The organism is Pseudoalteromonas shioyasakiensis, assembly GCF_001550135.1.
In the GTDB taxonomy this organism is placed as follows: domain Bacteria; phylum Pseudomonadota; class Gammaproteobacteria; order Enterobacterales; family Alteromonadaceae; genus Pseudoalteromonas; species Pseudoalteromonas shioyasakiensis.
Window position 1 is genome coordinate 125,481 of the sequence record NZ_LRUE01000021.1, and the last position, 22,561, is coordinate 148,041.

Annotated in this window: 16 protein-coding genes; 9 read left to right on the forward strand and 7 right to left on the reverse strand. The window is 43.7% G+C overall.

All coding sequences use genetic code 11. The annotated features are described in order from the left end of the window. Positions 1–22: 22 nt before the first annotated feature. From PASHI_RS16245 to PASHI_RS16255, 3 genes are all read left to right on the forward strand, one after another. Complete coding sequence (locus tag PASHI_RS16245; protein ID WP_244269408.1) at positions 23–520, forward strand: hypothetical protein; 498 nt, start codon at positions 23–25, stop codon at positions 518–520. A gap of 465 nt (positions 521–985) precedes the next feature. Continuing rightward, on the forward strand, positions 986–1,420 hold the full coding sequence (locus PASHI_RS16250) for a DUF4019 domain-containing protein (RefSeq protein ID WP_062566350.1): 435 nt from the start codon (positions 986–988) through the stop codon (positions 1,418–1,420). Positions 1,421–1,593: 173 nt separating this feature from the next. Next, positions 1,594–1,989 (forward strand): DUF4019 domain-containing protein, encoded by a 396-nt coding sequence (locus tag PASHI_RS16255; protein ID WP_062566351.1) that lies wholly within the window; start codon positions 1,594–1,596, stop codon positions 1,987–1,989. Between the two features lie 786 nt (positions 1,990–2,775). On the opposite strand, the gene PASHI_RS16260 is transcribed toward PASHI_RS16255, so the two are convergent. The 6 genes from PASHI_RS16260 to PASHI_RS16285 form a co-directional block, all read right to left on the reverse strand. Beyond that, complete coding sequence (locus PASHI_RS16260; RefSeq protein ID WP_240701512.1) at positions 2,776–4,725, reverse strand: RICIN domain-containing protein; 1,950 nt, start codon at positions 4,723–4,725, stop codon at positions 2,776–2,778. Positions 4,726–4,737: 12 nt separating this feature from the next. Next, positions 4,738–5,805, reverse strand: a complete 1,068-nt coding sequence (locus tag PASHI_RS16265) for an aldose epimerase family protein (protein WP_240701511.1) — start codon at positions 5,803–5,805, stop codon at positions 4,738–4,740. A 215-nt stretch (positions 5,806–6,020) separates the two neighbouring features. After that, positions 6,021–6,605 carry an HAD family hydrolase gene (locus PASHI_RS16270; protein WP_062566353.1) on the reverse strand — a complete coding sequence of 195 codons (585 nt, stop codon included), beginning with the start codon at positions 6,603–6,605 and terminating at the stop codon, positions 6,021–6,023. A gap of 136 nt (positions 6,606–6,741) precedes the next feature. Next, the gene (araA, locus tag PASHI_RS16275; RefSeq protein WP_062566354.1) at positions 6,742–8,241 is read right to left on the reverse strand and encodes an L-arabinose isomerase; all 1,500 of its coding nucleotides are present in this window, start codon (positions 8,239–8,241) and stop codon (positions 6,742–6,744) included. 23 nt (positions 8,242–8,264) lie between these two features. Continuing rightward, positions 8,265–8,960, reverse strand: a complete 696-nt coding sequence (locus PASHI_RS16280) for an L-ribulose-5-phosphate 4-epimerase (RefSeq protein WP_062566355.1) — start codon at positions 8,958–8,960, stop codon at positions 8,265–8,267. Further along, the gene (locus PASHI_RS16285; RefSeq protein ID WP_054562996.1) at positions 8,957–10,609 is read right to left on the reverse strand and encodes a ribulokinase; all 1,653 of its coding nucleotides are present in this window, start codon (positions 10,607–10,609) and stop codon (positions 8,957–8,959) included. Before PASHI_RS16285 ends, PASHI_RS16280 begins: the two co-directional genes overlap by 4 nt. Before the next feature lie 231 nt (positions 10,610–10,840). Here PASHI_RS16285 and tal point away from each other — a divergent pair, with 231 nt between their 5' ends. Continuing rightward, a complete protein-coding gene (tal, locus tag PASHI_RS16290; protein WP_062566356.1) occupies positions 10,841–11,794 on the forward strand; it encodes a transaldolase in 954 nt (317 codons plus the stop codon). A 121-nt stretch (positions 11,795–11,915) separates the two neighbouring features. Here tal and tkt read toward each other — a convergent pair whose 3' ends face one another. Beyond that, complete coding sequence (tkt, locus tag PASHI_RS16295) at positions 11,916–13,916, reverse strand: transketolase (RefSeq protein ID WP_062566357.1); 2,001 nt, start codon at positions 13,914–13,916, stop codon at positions 11,916–11,918. 354 nt (positions 13,917–14,270) lie between these two features. Between tkt and PASHI_RS16300 the strand changes: the two genes are divergently transcribed. The 5 genes from PASHI_RS16300 to PASHI_RS22370 all read left to right on the forward strand — a co-directional run bounded on the left by PASHI_RS16300 (position 14,271) and on the right by PASHI_RS22370 (position 22,549). Beyond that, positions 14,271–15,158 (forward strand): MipA/OmpV family protein, encoded by an 888-nt coding sequence (locus tag PASHI_RS16300; protein WP_156426497.1) that lies wholly within the window; start codon positions 14,271–14,273, stop codon positions 15,156–15,158. Next, a complete protein-coding gene (locus PASHI_RS16305) occupies positions 15,158–15,541 on the forward strand; it encodes a DUF3019 domain-containing protein (protein ID WP_062566359.1) in 384 nt (127 codons plus the stop codon). Before PASHI_RS16300 ends, PASHI_RS16305 begins: the two co-directional genes overlap by 1 nt. Next, positions 15,541–16,251, forward strand: a complete 711-nt coding sequence (locus PASHI_RS16310) for a response regulator transcription factor (protein ID WP_062566360.1) — start codon at positions 15,541–15,543, stop codon at positions 16,249–16,251. The genes PASHI_RS16305 and PASHI_RS16310 overlap by 1 nt, the downstream gene beginning before the upstream one ends. Positions 16,252–16,257: 6 nt before the next feature. Continuing rightward, the gene (locus tag PASHI_RS16315) at positions 16,258–17,442 is read left to right on the forward strand and encodes an ATP-binding protein (protein WP_167542021.1); all 1,185 of its coding nucleotides are present in this window, start codon (positions 16,258–16,260) and stop codon (positions 17,440–17,442) included. 160 nt (positions 17,443–17,602) lie between these two features. Then, positions 17,603–22,549 carry a S8 family serine peptidase gene (locus PASHI_RS22370; RefSeq protein ID WP_062566362.1) on the forward strand — a complete coding sequence of 1,649 codons (4,947 nt, stop codon included), beginning with the start codon at positions 17,603–17,605 and terminating at the stop codon, positions 22,547–22,549. Positions 22,550–22,561: the final 12 nt, after the last annotated feature.

The window sequence follows — 22,561 nt, forward strand, 5'->3', positions numbered from 1 at the left end:
ATTTGTTGTCTGGAAAGGCCGGGTGAAAACCCGGCTTTTTTCTAAAGCTTTAGTACCCCTTGCCGATACATACATATCATTCACTTTCATCGCTCTCATTATGGCTATTAACTCATTAGCAAGTGCGTTAACTATCTCAAACGCAGATACAGCAGTCAGTAATACCAACTCAAAAGTAGGCTACAAACTCAGCAGCCAAGAGATGAACAAACTCTCTGGTCGTGAAGTAGAGCCCGCCCAAAAAGAAGAAGTATCTAGCGAACTCCCCGCACATATTCGCAAAATGGTTGAGCAACTCGAAAAGCTCAAAGAACAACTCGAACTTGCCAAAGAGCAATTAGCCAAACTGCAAGCACTCAAAAACCAAGAAGATGAAGCTGTAAAAGTGCAAGTTGAAACACAGACCAAGATGGTTATGGAAATCCAAACGCAAGTAATGACTCTTAGCCAATCAATTAGCGATGCGTTAAAAGAAGCAGGTATTAGCGACCCTGGAGTGCTAATGAGTGTATTGGTGTGATGGAAGCTGTAAGTTTTGAGCTGTAAGCTTTAAGTCTCAGGCTTTACTCTTGTCTCTTTCATCTCGCTAACTCCCTTTCATGCTCACTTTACTCTTGCAACTTTACCCTCGCTAACTTCTCTCAAAAACCCAAAAAAGGGTCAAAAACCTAGTAACTATGCGGGCTCTGAAATATCGAGCACGCAAATACGAAACTTCCTTAGCAGTAAAAATAAGTGCTATTTAGGGTCATTGTCGTTACATTTAGCAGCTGTTAAAACGAATTAATTTGCTCAATAAATCAACAGTATAAACTTAACAATTTAATCTACATCGCCACTTTACGAACTCAGTTGCAAAGATCGCTCAAATAAAAGACAGCACTTAAATCCCGCTAAAAAGCCTTCCCTAGCACTTTTTCAGTATAGAAATTAACCAGCTCATTCGTATTATGAATTCACCCTATGAACGAAGTGAGGGCGTCTTATGCGTCAAATTTTATTACTTTCTGTAAATGGATTTACGCTACAAAAACTGTTTTTACTGGCATCATTATTGGTGTGCTTTTTCACCTCAGCTGAAGAAACAAGCCCTATTTCAACAGCGAGAGCATGGTTAACCTTGGTCGATTCAGGAGAGTACCACGAGAGCTGGCAGCAAGCTGATCAGGTCTTTCAAAACACCACGCCAAAAGCTCGCTGGCAAACAGCCTTAGATCAAATACGCGTTCCTTTAGGCCGAGTTATGTCTCGCACCTATTTTGGCACAGCAGAATATAACTCATTACCCGGCCTGCCAAATGGTGAGTATTTAGTGGTCAAGTTTCAAACCGAGTTTATGAATAAAGAGGCTGTAGTTGAAACGCTCAGCCTTAGCAAAGCCGCCGATGGCTGGCACCCATTAGGTTATCTTATCGATTAATTTAGAGCAGCACAAAGCGCCTTGAGCTATGTGCTGTAAAACTTATCGGCAGTCAAAATGCTTATCTGCGGGAAAATAAACCGCACAATTGATGAATAGTATTTATTGTTCGTCGCCGTAACATAAAAACACTTCAAGACGAATTCAATAAACAACTAGTAAATGGAATTGCTATGAGAAAAACGCTTTTACTAATCATTTTTTTAAGCTGCTTTTGTGCACATGCTGAAGAGCTCGAAGTTATTCATCGCGCTAAAAGCTGGCTTACGTTAATCGACAACGGTCAGTATCAGCAAAGTTGGCAGCAAGCAGACTCATTATTTAAACAAAAAATGCCTCAAAGCCACTGGAGCAAATCGTTAAAACAAGTTCGAGTACCACTTGGCAAGGTGATTTTACGTAAGAATTTAAGCCTGATGAATTATGACTCTTTACCCGGAACACCTGATGGTGAATACGTGATCATTCAGTTTCAAAGCCAATTTATGAATAAAGAGCAGGCCATTGAAACAATTAGCCTCAGTAAAAGTAGTGGCCAGTGGCAACCTATCGGTTATTTTATTAATTAGGGGATTTGCAGAGGCTTAGATGGATTATGTTGGGTTTCGCTTCGCTCAAACCAACCTACCCGAAGAATGAACAGGTAAGTAATGCGGTAGGTGTCACGCTTGCTTGGCGCGTCATGAAATCAACACCCAAAGAGCAGACATACACATCACCAACATACCCCACCGCTCAGCTAAAAACTGACAGCTGAAGGCTGACAGCTCCTAAACAACGCGCAAAATAAATTTCACGCCTACAACAACACGTGGGTTTTATATGCAATGTAGGGCATGAAAAGGTGTAGATGGATTATGTTGGGTTTCGCTTCGCTCAAACCAACCTACCCGAAGACTGAGTAGGGCAAGTAATGTCGTAGGCGTCACGCTTGCTTGGCGCGTCATGAAATCAACACCCTACGATCAGACAGACATATCACCAACATCCCCCACCGCTCAGCTAAAAACTGACAGCTGAAGGCTGACAGCTCCTAAACAACGCGCGAAATAAATTTCACGCCTACAACAACACGTGGGGTTTTATATGCAATGCAGAGGCATGAGAAGGTTTTGATGGATTATGTTGGGTTTCGCTTCGCTCAAACCAACCTACCCGAAGAATGAACAGGTAAGTAATGCGGTAGGTGTCACGCTTGCTTGGCGCGTCATGAAATCAACACCCAAAGAGCAGACATACACATCACCAACATACCCCACCGCTCAGCTAAAAACTGACAGCTGAAGGCTGAAGGCTATAAAAAAAGCCACTCATAAATGAAGTGGCTTTGGTTGAGTCGATTTTTTACTTATAACTTAATTTGGTTCACGCAGATGGAATACTTGGCACTTGTTACCTAAATCAGGTTGTTGTGCGAAGTTAGTGTTTTCAGCTAAACCACAGTTACTTAAGCCAAGCGCTTGTTTTGTGTAGCGGTTGATAAGCATCACACCACCACCTTCTACTGGAGCAATGCGCCACTGTGCTGTTTTCGCCGCACAAGAAGCCATCTCTACGTTTGCACCTGGTACTAAGGCGTTATCAGCTACCGCAGCACAGAACTCGCTGTCAGCGCTTTGTTTAAGACTTACATAGCCTGTATCTGTTGGTGTGAAGAACCATTGCTGTGCATCTTTATGCGTGTAAGCTTGTTGCTCAACATTGGTGCCTGCTTTAACTGTATCTGCCACGCTAAGTGCTTTACCACTTTGTTGGCTTAATACGACAACACTGCCCATAGGGCGTAATTGCCAGTCGCCACACGCTGTTGCGTCGCTTTGCTGTAAAACCGCTTGGTTTTGTGCCGCAGAACAACCAGCAACCGCTAACGGCTTGCCTGTGTAACGGTTAGTAATAGATACATTACCATCTGTGCTTGGTGCTACTTTCCATTGCTGACAGAAGTTATTACGCCATGCTGCAGATTGTACTTTAGCGTTATCTGCGTCATTACAGCTTTCGAGCTCTAAGAACTTGCTGTCTTCACGGTTAGCTAAACGAACAAAACCATCTGTTGTTGCATCAATAACCCATTGACCATTGGTGCTTGCACACTGACGTTGAACTGCACGTGCATCTTGTGGATCAGCTGCGATGTCTAAACATAAGCCACTTGTTGCATTCACTAATTGATAGCGCTGACCTTGTACTCGCGTTACCAGTGGACCGTATTCACCTGATGGTGGAGCTACTTCAACGCCTGGTGTTAATGGTTTACCAAAGCTTGGTGTGCCATCGTCGTTCCAAGTGAATTTTTGCGCACGTAATGAACGAGTCGCACTACAACCGTGCTCTACCGAATCATTACCGTGATAAACTAACCAATCTTCTGTGCCGTCTGGCGATGTGAAAAAGCCGTTGTGACCTGGGCCAAACACTTCTTCTGTACGCTCAAATACTGGCTTGTCGTATTTTTTCCAGCTGCTCGCTTTAAGCGGATCGTCACCAACAAGTTCAAGCATACCTAGTTTGTAATCTGGGGTATTACAGAAGCTTGCTGAGTACGTCATAAACGTACGACCATTGTGCTGTAAAATTTCAGCACCTTCAGTTACTTTACGACCACTGATTTCCCAATCTAGCTCAGGACGCGTGATCACCGTATGCGGTGAGTTCTCTTTCAGTGTCCACGGATCTTCCATTTCTGCAATAATGTTTAATTGCTGATCGCCTTGCCATTGTGAGTAGATCACATATAGCTTGTCTTTGTATGTTAGGTAGTTACCGTCGATGTTCCATACGTTAGGCATTAATGCGCCCTTGTATTCGTATGGACCCATAGGATCGTCACCAGCACTTTCTAGTACGTTTAAGTGTTGGTTATCTAAAGTGCCATCAGTACCAGCTGTATACATCATGTACCAACGGTAGCCGTTTGGTCCTTTTAGGCGGTGGAACTCAAACGCCCAGAAGTTACAACAGCGCTCAGGATTTGAATCAGACCAAACATTGACTGGTGTTGCATCAGCAAGGCCAGCTAGTGTTGGTGATTTACGCATCACTAACTCAGATGTCCATGTTGTTGTGGTTAGGTAATAGTTACCATCCCAGTACTTAAGCCATGGATCGGCGCCATTAGGAAAAAGTGGGTTGGTAAAAATACCATTATCTTGGATTGGCGCTTTTTCTGTGGCTGCCACGTCAGCTTTCTTAGCTGTGTTGTCTTCAGCTGTAGTCTGACAACCAGTCAGTGCACCAAACGACAAGGCAAATACGCTGGCTAAGCCAGCCTTTTGCATTGCGCTTTTAAGCTTTGTTGTTTTCACGATTGTGTTCCTTTATTTTGTACCAAATTCGTACACGATGCGTGTTGAATACACGTCACCCGGTAATAATGTTGTGCTTGGGAACGTTGGCTGATTTGGTGCATCAGGGAAATGCTGTGGCTCTAAACAAAAACCACTTCTGAAATTATGCACTAAGCCAGACGCTTGCTGAGTACTACCGTCTAAGAAGTTACCTGAATAAAACTGTACAGCAGGCTCTTCTGTGTAAACTGTCAACGTACGGCCAGAATTTGCTTCGTAAACCGTCGCCGCTTCCATAAGTTCATTGCTTGGCGTGTCTTTAAGCACAAAGTTATGGTCATAACCTTTACCAAGTTTCAGTTGTTCGTTGCTAGCTTTGATGTCTTGACCAATTGCTTTCGCTGTGCGGAAGTCAAACGGTGTGCCTGCAACATCCATCAACTCACCCGTTGGGATCAAGCCGCCATCCACAGGGGTAATTGCTTTTGAGTTAATTTGCATTTGGTGATCAAGAATGTCGCCTTTACCCGCTAGGTTAAAGTAGCTGTGTTGCGTCATATTGATGATGGTAGGCTTGCTTGTTGTAGCAATAAACTGCATATCTAACGTGTTGTTGTTCGTTAGCGTGTAAGTTACTTCAGTCGTCACTTCACCCGGGTAGCCTTGGTCGCCATCAGGGCTCACTAAGCTTAAGGTAACACCGGCACTGTTTTGCGTCGTGAACGGTGTCATGTTCCATACTTTCTTATCGAAACCTTGCACACCACCATGTAAGTGGTTGTCACCATCGTTAGTTGCTAATTGGTATTCAGTGCCATTTAACGTGAATTTACCGTTTGCGATACGGTTACCAAAACGACCGATGATTGCACCGTAGTAAGTTGTCGCTTTTGTGTATGCTTCTAGGTTATCTAAACCCAGTACAATATTACCCATTTCGCCTTTTGCATCAGGTGTTTCAATACGCGTGATTATGCCGCCGTAGTTGATTACATCAACGCTAATACCATTGCTGTTAGTCAGCGTTACTTGATTAACTGGCGTTTGATCAGCAAGTACGCCATAGGCCGTCATTGATGCTGAAGGGGAAGTAGTCATATTGTCTCCTTGATGAGCACAAGCTGGTGTAAGGGCAATCCCACATGTCACCAACAATGCATAAAGCCCGCGCGACTTTTTCGTGTTCGAACTGGCTGTTTGATGAGTTGTTTTTAAACCTTGGAAAACACATTGCAATGACATACGAATAACCTTTTTGTAATTGTATTTATAGTTTTATAATACAAATAAGGGTGTCATTGCAACTTTAATCGCTAAAGTTGGATTTTTCCGTCTTTCACCATGATGCAATCCATTCCCGCACTTTTGGCAGCTTGATAACCAATTTGCGTGTCTTCAAATACCACACATTGGCTTGGCTCAACACCTAATTGCTCTGCTACTTTTAAGAATGTTTCTGGGTTTGGCTTGCCTTTACTTACATCACTGGCAGTCACTAACGCACCAATTTTATTTATTAAATTGGTATCAGTTAGATGATCAATTGCATGCTCGCGGTCAGCGCCTGTGCCAACGCCCATAGGCAATACACCATGGTACTTTTCAAGTACTGCGACGGTTTCGTCAATTACTAGCGGTTGGTGCTGTAAATCAACCCAAAACTGGTGTTTATCTTTTGCCACAACTAGAGGGTCGTGTTCTAAACCAAATTTTTCGTTAAGCATTTCAATTGTTTTAACGGTCGGAATGCCACCTAAGCTGTACATGTAGTCGTAATCGAATGGGTAGCCATAGGCTTCGCAAGCTTTTTGCCATGCCTTTAAGTGACTGCCCATTGAGTCAATTAAGGTGCCATCCATATCAAAAATAATGCCTTGGTAGGCGCTTAAATCGATCATATCTACTCCTAAAATGTTTCGCTTCACAATAGCATAAGCCAGCGAAGAGCGAGGCTCATCACTGGCTTAATCGACAACAAAATTTGGGGTGAACGTGCTCACACACAGCACGTTCTAGTACATAAAGTACTAATTCTTACAGGCCACGTTTTAGCATGTAGTAAGCTGCGTTATGACGAAGCTCTGTTTTGAAACCACGGATCGTCGTATCGTTATCGATGATCATCGTTTCAACGCCAGCCATTTCAGCAAAATCGATAATCATATCGGTTGTTACTGCTTGGCTATATGCAGTGTGGTGTGCACCACCGGCGTGGATCCATGCAGCTGATGCTACAGATAGATTTGGTTTTGGTTCCCAAAGCGCTGAAGCAACCGGTAAGTGAGGTAAATCAGCTGGCGGAGCCACTGTATCTACTTCGTTAATAAGAATACGGAAACGGTTACCCATATCAATTGGTGATACGTTGATTGCAGCACCCGGTTTTGCAGTAAACAATAAACGACCTACATCACATTTCACACCGATAGTGTGCTGGTGAACTTCAAGACGTGGTTTTTGTGCTGCAATTGAAGGACACACTTCTAACATGTGCGCGCCAAGTACTTGGTCAGTTTCACCCATGTTGTAAGTGTAATCTTCCATGAATGAACAACCGCCCTCACGGCCTTCACCCATTACTTTCATGATGCGAACCATAGCAGCTGTTTTCCAGTCACCCTCACCACCGTAACCATAGCCTTTCGACATTAGTCGCTGTGTAGCAAGACCAGGAAGACCAGAAAGACCTGATAAGTCTTCAAAACAGTTAGTGAATGCTTTAAAGCCGCCTTTCTCTAAGAAACGCTCCATACCAAGCTCTAAACGTGCTTCGTTGCGTAGCATTTTCACTGCGTAATCGTCTTGTAGAGTTTCGTCAGCAATTACGTAGTCTTGCTTATAAAGCTCTAACTGTGCATCAACTTCTTCTTCAGTGATAGTATCAACCACTTTTACAAGCTCAGCGACACCAAAGGCGTGTACTTCATAACCAAAAGTAATTTGCGCTGAAACTTTGTTACCTTCAGTAACTGCAACTTGACGCATGTTGTCGCCAAAACGCGCAACTTTAAGTGTTTGGCTTTCTGCCCAACCTTTTGCCGCACGACACCAGTCATCTAACTGCTGTTGTACGTCAGCACGTTGCCAGTGACCTGCAACAACTTTACGCTCTTTACGCATTACAGTACCGATGAAACCGAACTCACGGTCACCGTGTGCACTTTGGTGCGTATTCATGTAGTTCATGTTGATGTCAGACCAAGGAAGGGCTGCATTGAACTGAGTATGAAGGTGTAACCAAGGCTTACGTAATTCGCTTAGGCCAGCAATCCACATTTTCGCAGGTGAGAAAGTGTGCATCCATAAAACTAAACCAACACAGTTAGGATCCGTATTTGCCGCTTGGCAAACAGCGTGAATTTCTTCAGGTGACTTAACGGTAGGCTTACATACCAAGTTTACTGGTAGATTAGCTTCGCTGTTTAAGCCCGCTACAATTGCTTCGCTGTCTTTGGCAACCGTTTCTAACACCTTAGGACCATAAAGATGTTGTGAGCCGGTAACAAACCAGACTTCTTTCGTCATCGTCGTCATGTTAATAATCCTCTAAATTCTTGCTATTTGCTCTGACCGTAATACGCGTTTTTACCGTGCTTACGTAGATAATGTTTATCCATCACTGCTTTTTTAAGTTCAGCTGCGTGTGGATCTAAAGTGCGTGTTAAATACGCCATGCGTGCAATCTCTTCGAGTAGCGCGGCATGGTATACAGACTGAGCGGCATCTTTACCCCACGTGAAAGGCGCATGACCCGCAACAATCACCATAGGTGCAGCTTTCGGATCGCGGTCTTGATACGCATCAGTAATTTGAATACCGGTTTCTAATTCATAATCGCCATTCACTTGCTCATCGGTTAGCTCACGAGTACAGGTGATGTCACCGTGTACATAGTCAGCGTGAGTTGTGCCAAGACAAGGAATGCTTTGTTTTGCTTGCGCCCATGCAGTTGCATAGGTCGAATGCGTGTGTGTTACACCGCCAATTGAATCAAAGTGGCGATATAAATGAACATGTGTTTTGGTGTCAGAAGACGGACGCATAGAACCTTCAACAATGTTGTTTTCAAGGTCAACGATCACCATGTCGTCGGCTTTCATTTGGTCGTACGAAACACCACTTGGTTTAATCGCAATCACGCCTTTGTCGCGGTCGATTTGCGATACGTTACCAAAGGTATAAATTACTAAGCCACGACGTTGCAGCTCCATGTTCGCTTCATAGACTTCACGTTTTAGTTCATTAAAACTCATGCTTTGTCTCCGTTTACATAGCTTGCAAGTGCTTGGTAGTTGGCATAAAGCTCGTCATACACAGCAACGCGCTCAGGGTTTGGTAAATACTGATGACATACAGACGACGCCATCACTTTTTGAGCATCTGCCACTGTTGCGTGCTCACCCGCAGCAACCGCAGCCATAATTGCTGCACCCAATGCACAGCTTTGCTCACTTTCTAAAACGTCGATTGGGCAGTTCCAAACATCAGCACAAGTTTGCATTACGTAATCTGATTTTTTAGAGATACCGCCGATAACAACCACTGACTCGATTGGTACGCCTTCGCTACGGAAACGCTCAGTGATAGCACGTGCGCCAAAGGCAGTTGCTTCAACAAGTGCTTTGAAGAACTTAGGTGCATCAGTGCCCATTTTTAAGCCTGTTAATGCCATGGCAACGCTTTGGTCAGCATCTGGCGTACGACGACCATTTACCCAATCAAGCGCAGTTACATCGTTGCTTGTTACAGGCAGTGCTGCCGCTGCTTTTGATAGATCAACTAAGATTGAATCTTCTAGCTTGTTAACTAACGCTTGTTCAGCGTCAGATAGATTTGTAAGTTGGCGAGTTGGCCAAAGTACTAGGTTTTTGAACCATGCGTATAAGTCACCGAATGCAGATTGACCGGCTTCTAAGCCAATTAACCCTGGGATCACTGAGCCATCAACTTGACCACAAATACCTTTAACGCAAGTATCACCTAGTTGTTCTTTAGACGTTACTGTGATGTCACAAGTTGAAGTACCCATTACTTTAGTTAGAACGCCAGGACGAACATTGGCTGCTACTGCGCCCATGTGACAGTCAAATGCACCGTAACCAATCACGATACCTTGTGGTAAACCTAGCTTCTCGGCCCACTCAGCAGTTAAGTTGCCAGCAACTTGATCGCTTGGCTCTGTAGTTGCATTTAACGTATCAACAACACCATCTAATAGTGGATCGATATTGCTGAAGAAACTGTTTGGTGGGAAACCGCCCCACTGCTCGTTCCACATTTGTTTGTGGCCCGTTGCACAACGACCTAGCTTTAATGCTTCAGGGTGTGTTGTGCCGCACATTAGCGCGGTCATCCAATCGCAGTGCTCAACCCATGAATATGTGGCTGCTTTAACACTGCTATCAACGCGGAAAATATGTAATGCTTTGGCCCAGTACCACTCAGAAGAGTAGATACCGCCCATGTGTGAAAGGTAGTTCACATCATTGTTAGTTGCAGCTTCAGTGATTTCATTTGCTTCTTTAATAGACGTATGGTCTTTCCACAAAATGAACATTGCATTTGGGTTTTCTGCAAATTCTTCAGTTAATGCCAGTGGTGTACCTTGGCTATTAATTGCTACAGGTGTTGAGCCTGTCGTATCAAAGCTCATACCCACTACTTTGTCTGCAGTACCTGCTGGAACTTGTGACCAAAGACCATTAACTACTTCTACAAGGCTATCAATATAGTCTTGTGGATGCTGACGAAACTGATCTTTACTTGGGTCACAATATAAACCTTGTGCCCAGCGCGGGTAGTTTACTAAATGGCTGGCAAGTTCTTCACCAGTCGCAACATCAACGAGTAATGCTCTTACCGAGTCCGACCCGTAGTCTAATCCCAACGTATAACGAGACATAATTACCTTTCACTAATTGCTTACTAACATTGTTAGTCATTATCTTTATTTGTATGATAATATCAACAATACCAGATTGTAAAGGTATTATAAAAATATTATTAACAGGATTATTTGCTGCTGGCGGGCGATTTATTGCGCAGTTTCTCTGGTAGATTAGATTGTTTTTTCAGCACAAATAATAGGTTAAAGCCACTACATTAACTTTTATATGATAAGAATGGGATAACTATGTCTAGTCAATTAGAACAACTTAAAGCAGTGACAACCGTTGTTGCTGACACGGGTGATTTTGAAGCAATCAACGAATATAAACCGCAAGATGCAACAACAAACCCATCACTAATCTTAAACGCGATTCAAATTGAGAAATATCGCCCACTTGCTGCAGAAGCCGTATCATGGGCAAAAGCACAAAGCAGTGACGCAGCTGAAGTTGTAACAAAAGCAGCTGATAAGCTAGCGGTATTAATTGGCTCTAAATTAATGGAGCAAGTGCCAGGTTTAGTTTCAACAGAAGTGGATGCGCGTTTATCATTTGATACTCAAGCAACTGTTGATAAAGCACTTGAGCTTGTTGCTTTATATAAAGAGCAAGGTATCGACACATCACGCGTGTTAATCAAAATTGCTTCAACATGGGAAGGTATTCAAGCAGCTAAGGTACTTGAAGCACAAGGTATCCGTTGTAACCTAACGCTGGTATTTGCATTTGCTCAAGCACGTGCTTGTGCCGAAGTGGGTGCTTACCTAATTTCACCATTCGTTGGTCGTATTCTTGACTGGTACAAAGCACAAGATGCAAGCGCTGATTTCGACGGTGCTAACGATCCGGGCGTTAAGTCAGTAACGCATATCTACAACTACTTCAAAAAGCACGGCTACGAAACGATTGTAATGGGCGCAAGCTTCCGTAACATCGGTGAAATCCAAGAATTAGCAGGTTGTGACCGTTTAACTATCAGCCCTAAGTTACTTGCTGAACTAGCTGCAACTGACGCACCATTAACTCAAAAACTATTACCAGCAACAGAAAAAGCAGAAGCGCCAGCGGCAATGACTGAGCAAGCTTTCCGCTGGGAAATGAATGAAGATGCCATGGCTACTGAAAAACTAAGCCAAGGTATTCGTCAGTTCGCAATTGACCAAGAAAAACTAGAGTCAATCTTAAGCGAATTAGTTTAAACCGATTGTTTAAGCAGCAAAAAGCCCGCAAACCAAAGTTTGCGGGCTTTTTTATTACCTACACATCATCACAAATGTAGGTTTATCGTGTTGCGATTACGATAATTTTTCGCCAGTCACATTATTCAGCAAGTAATGCGTTTGCTTTTGCAACTAGGTTTGCCACTGTGAAACCAAAGTGCTCAAGCAATACGGCACCAGGCGCTGACTCACCAAATGTGTCCATGCCTAGTACATCACCATCTTGGCCAACATACTTGAACCAGAAGTCACGGTGTGCAGCTTCAACAGCAATCTTAGGTGTACCCGCAGGTAACACGCTTTGACGGTATGCTTTATCTTGGCTGTCAAACTGATTAGTTGATGGCATAGATACCACGCGAACTTGCTTGCCTTGTGCTTTTAGCTCAGCAGCAGCATTCACAGCTAACTCTACCTCAGAACCCGTTGCAATAAGGATAAGCTCTGCAGCTTGTTCGCTATCAACAAGTACATAACCCCCTTTTGCAATGTCAGCAACTTGCTGTGCATCACGTGCCATTGCTTTGGTACCCTGACGGCTGAAGATAAGTGAACTTGGGCCTGTTTCTTTTAATAACGATTGACGCCAAGCTACTGCTGTTTCAGTTTCATCACACGGACGCCATGCAGTCATATTTGGTGTCATACGAAGGTTAGCGATTTGCTCGATTGGTTGGTGAGTAGGACCATCTTCACCTTGACCGATTGAGTCATGGGTATACACAAAAATGCTTTGCGCTTTCATTAATGCTGCCATACGTACTGCATTACGTGCGTATTCCATAAACATTAAGAAAGTTGCGCCAAATGGAATGAAGCCACCATGTAATGCAATACCATTCATGATTGCGCTCATACCAAACTCACGTACGCCATAGAATACGTAGTTACCATCAGCTGCATCTTGTAAACCTTTTGCTTCTGGCCATAACGTTAAGTTAGAACCGGCAAGGTCAGCAGAGCCACCCATTAATTCTGGAAGTTGGTTAGCAAAGAAGGTGATCGCGTTTTGTGATGCTTTACGTGTCGCAATGTTTTGCATGTCGGCTTGGCATTTAGCAATGTACTCATCAGCTAATTCAGCGAAGTTAGCTGGTAATGCTTTTTCAAGAACACGACGTGTATATTCTTTTGCAAGTTCAGGATGTGCTTTGCTATAAGCTGCAAACTTTTGCTGCCATGCACCTTCAAGCTCTTGGCCTTTCGCTTGATTATTCCACTCGTTATAAACTTCTTGTGGAACTTCAAATGCAGGGTGCGGCCAGTTTAGCTGCTCACGTACAGCGGCGATTTCGTCGTGACCCAGTGGTGCACCGTGACAGTCGTGGCTACCTGATTTATTTGGCGAGCCAAAACCAATCACTGTTTTACAACAGATTAGTGTTGGTTGCGTAGTGTTGCTTTGTGCCGCTTCGATTGCACCCGCAATTGCATTCATATCGTGACCATCAACATCACGGATAACTTGCCAACCGTAAGATTCAAAACGTGCAGGTGTATCGTCGGTGAACCAACCTTCTACTTCACCATCGATAGAGATGCCATTGTCATCCCAAAATGCGATTAGCTTGCCTAGGCCTAATGTACCTGCCAGCGAACATGCTTCGTGCGAGATACCTTCCATTAAACAGCCGTCACCCATAAAGCAGTAAGTGAAGTGATCAACAATATCAAACTTTGGCTTATTGAATTGTGCTGCTAAAGTTTTTTCAGCGATTGCCATACCAACTGCGTTAGCAATACCAGAACCTAATGGGCCCGTAGTTGTTTCAACACCCGGAGTATAACCATATTCTGGGTGACCCGGTGTTTTTGAGTGAAGCTGACGGAATTGCTTAATATCTTCGATGCTTACGTCGTAACCGCTTAGGTGTAACAATGCATATTGAAGCATTGAACCATGGCCATTTGATAACACAAAGCGGTCACGGTTAGACCAGTCTGGATTTAATGGGTTATGGCGGTGAAAGTTTTGCCACAATACCGCTGCAATATCAGCCATACCCATAGGCGCACCTGGGTGGCCAGAGTTAGCTTGTTGAACGGCATCGACAGCAAGTATGCGAATAGCATTTGCAGATTGAGAACTAGGCAGAGTCATCTTATTAGCTTCCTGTTAATATTATAATATAAATAATATCGCAAAAACTCACTCAAATAGCAACTTAATAAACCGCCATGCCAGTAATGACGTGTATTTAGGGCCATTTTGTACCGCTAAGCGCAGGTTTTAACACCATTTTATTGTTAATAATTTTTTCTAACTAAAGAAATGACGACACCGCTCAAAATAACCAAACCAAATTAGTGAAATATACTTATTTATCAAGCAATTTCCTTAACTAATTTAGGTTACAAAAACCAGACCTTGCTACAATTTGGTACATTATTTCATTGTTCAAGCCATTAATAACAACTTAATGTTAACAGGATTTTTCATTAAGGTTGTTTATTTGTGACTGTTCTAGGTAGTTGCTCACTTGGGCTACGAGTTTTATTTCTAATTAGTGCATTTTGCCTTTCACCAATGGCAAGCAGCACTGACTCTGCGTATTTAGCAGATGAAGGAGTAAGCCTTGGTTTAAGCTTAGGTTATGGTCAACTCGACAACCCGGTTTATAAAAAAGACGACATTCCTCTTTATGCCCTACCGCGCATTGAGGTATTTGCCGGTGACTTTTCATTTGCAAATACTCAGTTTGCTTGGACACCCGTGTGGGGCGATAACTATCAAGTGTCGTTATTCACCCAACTTAATGAAGATGGGCTGTATTTTGCTAAACACTCAGCAGCACTGACCGCGATTAGAACAACCGGCGGCCGCCCCTCAATGACACCGCCACCACCCGGTTCAGGTATCGAAACACCAGCGGTGACAAAGCGCCGCGGTGATATTACTAAAATATCAAAACGTAAACTGTCTGCCATGAGCGGTATTGAAGCTATCGTTGACTGGCAAAGCTGGCGTTTTAGCGCGCATTGGTCAATGGAGCTCACCAACTATCACAAAGGGTTACAAGGCGCATTATCAGCACAGCGCTTGTTTTTGTTTGATCAGCATCTAGTTTTGCTCGGCGCAGAAATACAACATTTAAGTGCTGGTTTAGTGGATTACTACTATGGCAGCGCACAACAAGAGATACGAGCCGGATTTAGCCCTTTTTTAGGTCACTCTAGTCAAAAGTACAGTCTAAAAGCCAGTTACCAATATCAGTTTAATCAACAATGGCAATTTATCAGCGATATAAAATACCAACGCTTATCATCGGGTATTGCCGATAGCCCCCTTATCGATGACAGCAACTTACTGTCTTTTTATGCTGGCTTTGCATGGAATTACTGATGATGTTGCGTACGAAGCTTTTTTCACTCTTATTCATTTGTAGCCTCGCGTTTGTTGGCAGTACATTCGCACAAGCCGGTTATATCGAGGCAACACCAGAAAACTGTGTAACGATAGAGCAAGACTGCGTGATGGATGTATCGATTAATTGGTATACCGAAGTCAGCAAAACGGTGTGCATTCGTGTTACTGATCAACAAATTAGGCTGTTCTGCCAAAAGCCAAATCAAGGGCAGAACTTTGCAATCACAGTGCAAAACAATCGCAACATTGTATTAGAGCTACTTAGCGAACAGCTAGAGCCATTAGAAAGCACTGAAATTAGTTTATTCCACCAGCATGTTAAGAAACGCCGACGTGATATCGCATGGAGTATTTTTTGATGAGCCAGCATACTATTTTATATATTGAAGATGATTTAAAACTTGCCCAACTAGTCTCTAATTATTTAACTGATCATGGCTATACCATTGAACACTTTGAAAGTGGTTGCCATGCCTGTTACCAAGCAAGCTGCAAAAAGTACGACCTAATTTTGCTTGATATCGGATTAGGATCAGAAGATGGTTTTGAGGTATTTAAAGAACTAAAACAATATCAAGATACGCCAATTATTTTTATGACCGCAAGGCAGAGCCAAGTTGATCATATCACTGGCCTTGAGCTAGGCGCCGATGATTACCTAACCAAACCTGTTTCCCCGTCCATTTTATTAGCGCGAATTAACAATACCATTCGCCGCAGCCATGCTGTTAAGCCAACAAGTACCACCCATAACGCCCATAATATTCGCTTTGGTTCTTTAAGTATTAATACTATTCAGCGCGAGGCTTATTTGCATAGCCAGCCACTAGAATTGACCAGTGCAGAGTTCGAAATACTGATCCAACTAGCTCAATCAGCGGGTCAGTTGGTCAGTCGAGATCAGTTATTTGATGGCACTATTGGCCGTAAATATGATGGTCAAAGCCGCACAATCGATGGCCGCATTAGTCGCTTACGCAAAAAACTCGGTGACGAAGCGGTGCCGGCACAAAAAATCGTCACGGTTTGGGGTAAAGGATATATTTTTTCTCCACAAGCGTGGGGTTAATGCAGTTTGCTACGCCTTTTTTGCTATTTGTATTTAACCCTAGCAGTTTGTCTGGGGAGCGCCGCTTGGTTACTAGAAACCTATTTTCCAAGCCCACCGAGTTACAGTACAGAGCAGCAATTAGCAGAGAGTATATTGAGTCTTGCGCCCAATAACCCTGATATTAAACAAACACCTCTGGCGAACTTTTACCTTGGTGAACAATTACAGGCATCACTTTTAGCAGGTCAGGTAATTAGCGTTAACGATGCTAATAACAACCTTTACTTTCATAAACTTGCCGATGATAGACAGACCTTATTAAGCATTGGCCCCTACAGCCAGCCTGCTGATCAGGGCTATCAGTCTTTAGTAAGCCTTCTGTTTTACTCTAGCCTTGCCTTAGCTGTGGTGATTTTTACAGGCCCACTGCTGTTTGACTTAAATAAGCTACGCAAAGCCAGTAGTAAAATGTCTAATGCCGACTTTACAGCACAAGTCCACTTCACACGTTTTAGCTTGCTAAAGAGCATTGGCGATACCTTCGATAACATGGCATTAGCGCTTCATAACCGTAATCAAAGCCAACGCGAATTGATCAATGCTGTTTCTCATGACTTTTTAACGCCTATTTCACGGGCTAAATTCGCCCTCGAAGCAGTCGTTGATAACAACGCTTATCGGCACAGTGTGTTGCAAGACATTATTGAACTTGAGCTTTTAGTCGAAGAGTTTTTAACCTATGCCGAGCTTGAACAATGCGAACCCACCTTGTTAGTGAAAGACTACTGCCCAGACGAGCTATTACAGCCCTGCATTACTAAGTTTCAAAGCTATAGCCCTTTGGCTATTCGTCTTGACTGCGAATTAACAGCCATTTGCGTTGATAAACAAAGCTTTCAACGCTTATTGCAAAACTTACTCGGCAACGCGGTTCGCTTTGCTAAAACGCAAATTCATATCAGGCTTTCACAATGCGAAAACGGCACTTTGTTAGTGATTGAAGATGATGGCCCAGGGATCCCAGAACATATGCGCGCCAGCCTCATGCAACCATTTTCTAAAACCGCTTCGGTGCACCAAACAGGCTACCAAGGTGTTGGCCTTGGCTTATCAATCGTTAAGCAACTATGCCTATGGAATAACGCAAAGTTTAGCCTAGATAACGCACAAACCTTAAGCGGAGCAAGAGCAAGCATCTTGTTTCGATAAACAGTTTTTCGGTAAAAATGTACCAAGCTGTAACAGTGTGTGCCAATTGTTTACATTTCATTGATGTTATAGTCACAACTCAACACTATCCCTACTGATTACAACCGTTCGCCGTTAGCGCGAGCTCATAATTATAATCCTTCGAGGGAAGTTAGATCACATGTTCAATATGAAAAAAGTATCAGTGATGGTCGCATCTGCACTTTACTTAGGTGTAGGTACGTCTGCTGCTGCGCTAAATGACCAGGCATGGCCAGAACAGCCAGCAGGCTATGCGCCAAAGCAAACCGTTACCAATGAATTTGTGTGGGAAGACAAGGTTAATAACACAGTTAAAAAACAAAGCCGCGTTTTCACACCAGAGAAAGATATTAGTGGTATTCAAACTTATATCGTGCAACTGGACGATGCACCAATTTCGACTTACCAAGGTGGTGTTAAAGGGCTTGCGAGCACTAAAGATGTGGTAATGCAGACGCAACAAGCAACAACACGCTCAACGCTTAATATGGCGCAGCCTGCTATCGCAACTTACGCTAACCACCTAGCAAGTAAGCGCCAATCAGTACTGAGTACTGCGATGAGTCAACAAGGCTTACAGCTAAATGTTGAGCGCACATTCAATGTGACATTAAACGGTTTCACCACCCAAATGACACAAGATGAAGCGAAGCGCCTTGCTAAAGTGGCTGGTGTTAAGAAGATCACTCGCTCAAAAATCTACAGCCTAAATACTTTTAATACCATTGAGCAAACCGGTGCTTCTGCACTGTGGAGCACAAGTGCTAGCAACCCGAGCAGCAACAAAGGTGAAGGCACGGTTGTCGGTATCATCGATACGGGTATCAATACCGATCACCCATCATTTGCAGCTGTAGGTGGCGATGGCTACACTCACACCAACCCTCTAGGCGACAAGTACCTAGGTGACTGTGCAACCGCTGAATTTGCTGATCTGTGTAACGACAAGCTAATTGGTGTGTACTCATACCCTGAGATCACCGCAGCCTACGTTGATACTGTATTTGAAGAGACTCGCCCAGAAAATGGTGAAGACTATCATAGCCATGGTTCACACGTTGCAGGTACAGCGGCAGGTAATATCCTTTACGATATTCCTTACAAACTGACTGAGTATGAAAGCCAATCATCTGGTTTAGAAACCAATGTAACTTTCCCGCAAGTATCAGGTATGGCGCCACACGCTAATATCATTTCATACCAAGTATGTTGGCCGGGTGGTTCTGGTGACCCTTATGCAGGCTGTCCAACAAGCGCAATCTTAGCTGCTGTAGAACAAGCAGCGATTGATAATGTTGACGTACTGAATGCTTCATTAGGTGGCCTTGAAGAAGACCCATGGAGCGACCCAATTGAGCAAGCGTTCATGAATGCAGCTGAAACCGGTGTATTTGTGGCGGTAGCGGCAGGTAACAGCGGCCCAGAATATTCAACGGCTGACCACTCTTCACCTTGGGTAACCACAGTTGCAGCTCATACGCCTTCAACTAAAGTCAATTTTGGTAACAAACAACTTAAAAACCTAACTGGTGGCGATACTGCAGCGCCAGGACCATTTGCTGGTGCAGGTGTAAACTTTAACGAGCTAACAGGTTTAATCGTTGCCGCAACTGACTTTGAAAATCCAAATGAAAGCTCAAGCTATGCGCTTGCCAACTGTGACAAGCCATTCCCTGAAGGGACATTTGATTTAGTTGATGACCCAGCAACCGCTATCGACGAAAGTGCGCAAGATGTAATTGTCGTATGTAAGCGTAGCTCTTACCCGCTGTACTCTAAATCGCTAAACGTAGAAGCAGGTGGTGCTGAAGGTTTAATTATTTATAACCATGTATCATTCTACGATCGCTACACGATTCCTTCAGTGACTTACCCTATTCCTACCATTCACATTAAAAACGTCGATGGTACGAGCTTACTTGACTGGCTAAGCACAGGCGACAGCCACATGGGTACCATTGAAGCAACCGAAGGTACTGTAGATGCTGTAGATAAAGACCGCATTGCTTACTTCTCTGGCCGTGGCCCATCATACTTTGGTTTTGACACCTTACTTGTAGACGTTGCGGCTCCGGGTGTTGATATCTATGCGCCATCATCAGACGATCAACCATTTACTAGCAACCCTGCAACTTCAGACTGGCAATCTATGTCTGGTACATCAATGGCAAGCCCACACGTTGCGGGTGCGGCAGCATTGTTAAAACAATCTCATCCTGATTGGACACCAATGCAAATTCAATCAGCATTGATGTTAACTGCAAACAATCAAGTTGCTTTAGCACAGTACCTAAACAACTACACCGATGATGGCTTTGATGCTGCCCTTGCTGAAATGGGTTCGGGTAAAATGCAAGTTGAGCGTGCTGATAAAGCAGGCCTATTGCTTGATGAAACCATTGCTAACATGAATGCTGCTAACCCAAGCCTTGGTGGCCGTGAAAAAGCACTAAACACAGCTTACATGGTTGATAATGACTGTGGCTTTAAGTGTACGTTTATCAGAACCTTTACAGCGACAGAAGACGCAAGCTGGACACTTCATACAGAAAACTGGATTGGTAATAGCAAAATTAGTGTTGAGCCAAGCAACTTTGATATTAAAGCAGGTGAGACACAAAGCATTGTTGTTACGGTTGAAGCAAGCCAACAAGCAACACCACAAGAAATTGTTGATTACACAGGTAACCAAGGTCAAATCGTAATGACCTCAAGCAATCCTGAATCACCAGTTTTAGAAATGCCTGTATGGACTTTCGCTGGTGATACCGGTTTACCAGAGTATATTCAAATTGATGCTCACCGCCGCTCTGCGACGATGAAAGTGGGTCCATTCAATACTGATGAAATTAGCAACCTAACCACACAATCGTACGGCTTAGTAAAAGGCCAAGTTGAAACAGTACACCTATTCAACGACACCACACCAGGCGACCCATTCGATAGCGTAGAGGTTGAAGGTGAAGGCGAAGCTGTGAACAACAACCACATACAGTGGACGACAGTGCCAGAAGGCGCAAAAATGCTAAGCGCAAGCGTGATGAACGACACGTCACGTGTACTTGTGTTCATGGGTAAAGATAGTAACGGTGATGGCATTGCGTCTTATGAAGAAACGCTATGTATGTCAACGAGCTACACCCTAACTAACTTCTGTAATATTGTTGACCCTGAAGCGGGTGAATACTTTACGCTATACATGAGCCTACAGACTCTATCGTATGGTGAAGTTGATGAAGGTATCGAAGTATCATTTGCGACAGCGGTGACCACTGAAGACAATGGTTCATTAACCGTAACAGGCCCAAGCAGCGTACCGGGTTATGACCAGCTTGAGCTTGACCTTGCTTATAACCTACCTGATATGGAAGTGGGCGATATCTACTTTGGTGGCTTTGATATTGGTAGCAACCCAGAAGATGCGGGTAATCTTGGTTTTGTGCCTGTGATCATCGAGCAAGTTGATAAAGACGTGACCTTTACAGCTAACAAAGACAAAGCATTTGTGGGTGATTTAGTTGACTTCGAAATCAGCGTTATTGCTAATAACGAAGATGAAGCGCGTCAATTTGCACTAAACACTGAGTTCCCTGCGGGCGTAGACATTGTTCCTGACAGCATTGTCGCATCTAACTCAACGCCAGTAACACCAATGTTAGATAGCAACGCTCTAGCACTAGTTGGTGTTCAAGAGACGACTAAAAATGTTGAGCGTAATTATAACATTACCACCAACATCACAGACGAAATGTGTTCATTAACATCGGCGCATTCACCAGATCCTCACTACCTAGAACTACGTGAGCTTGGCTGGCGTACACTAGAAGGTGTTGAAGGTCGTTACTACAACGAGTTTGAGTACACATTTAAAGAAATCATGAACACTAACCTTGATGTGTCATTCCCATTCTTTAATAAGTACCACTTTGACTCAATTAAACTTAACCCAGCTGGCTTAGTCACATTTGGTTCGCAAGGCCGTACAACGCCATTCCACGTTGAACTGCCTGAGGGTTACACTCAGCCGCCACCGCCGCCTTACCTAATCGCACCTTTCTGGGTTGGTGACAACATGATCCCAGAGCGTGTTGACGGTGGTTACGGTAACTATGACGCCAACGCAGGTATCACACCAACTTACACAGTATCGCGTGAGTGGTTAGTACTTGAGTGGGATAATATCCAGCGTTCAAGAACTGAAGGCCAATCTGTTGACGTTGAAATGTTCATGCGCATGGGCATTGACTATGAGCCAGGTGAATACGAGCTACTTTTTGCTTACGACAACCTAAGCTTAGTTGATGCACAAGGTTCTATCGGCTTGAAAGCTGCTGATGGTCGTGGCTTTATCAGTGGTGATATTCCAATCGATTTAAACATCGGTAACAAGTACGGCTTCGACAATATGGACGAAGTACTACACGACAAACTGGTTGTGTGTCTTGACTACACAGGTCCTGAGATTTCTAAGTTTGACGTGAAATTCCAAGCGTACATTGGTGAGCAAGCGGCGAATCAAACGCATCAACTATCACTTACAAATGGTTTAGTTGGCGCAGATGATGAAACCATCACCCTTGACCTAGAAGTTATCGGTAACCTAGAAATGGCAGCCTTAACTGATATGTCGGTGGCAGAGAACGAAACGATTAGTTTTGACGTGCTTTATGCTGACGAAAACCAAGTGAGCAACCAAATCGAAGTGTTAGGCGAAAACTTCACTTATGAAGTATCTGGTCACACATCAGGTAGCACTGTGACTATCACGCCAGCGGCGCACTTCCATGGTGATATTGATGTAACAGTAAAAGTTAGCGACAGCGTTAACCCAACTGATGCAGCAATGAGTTCATTTGTATTATCGGTGATGTCTGATGGTGAAGAGCTTGGCTGTACTGATAGCTCAGCAACTAACTATGATGAAAGCGCCAATACTGACGATGGTAGCTGTACTTTCCCTGAGGCGGTGATTCCAGAAGCAGAGATTGAAAAAGACAAGAAATCATCAAGCGGTTCATTCGGCTGGTTACTACTAGCAGTTGCACCACTGATGGCACTTCGTCGTAAAAAACCTCGAATTAACTAAGGATTAGTTAAT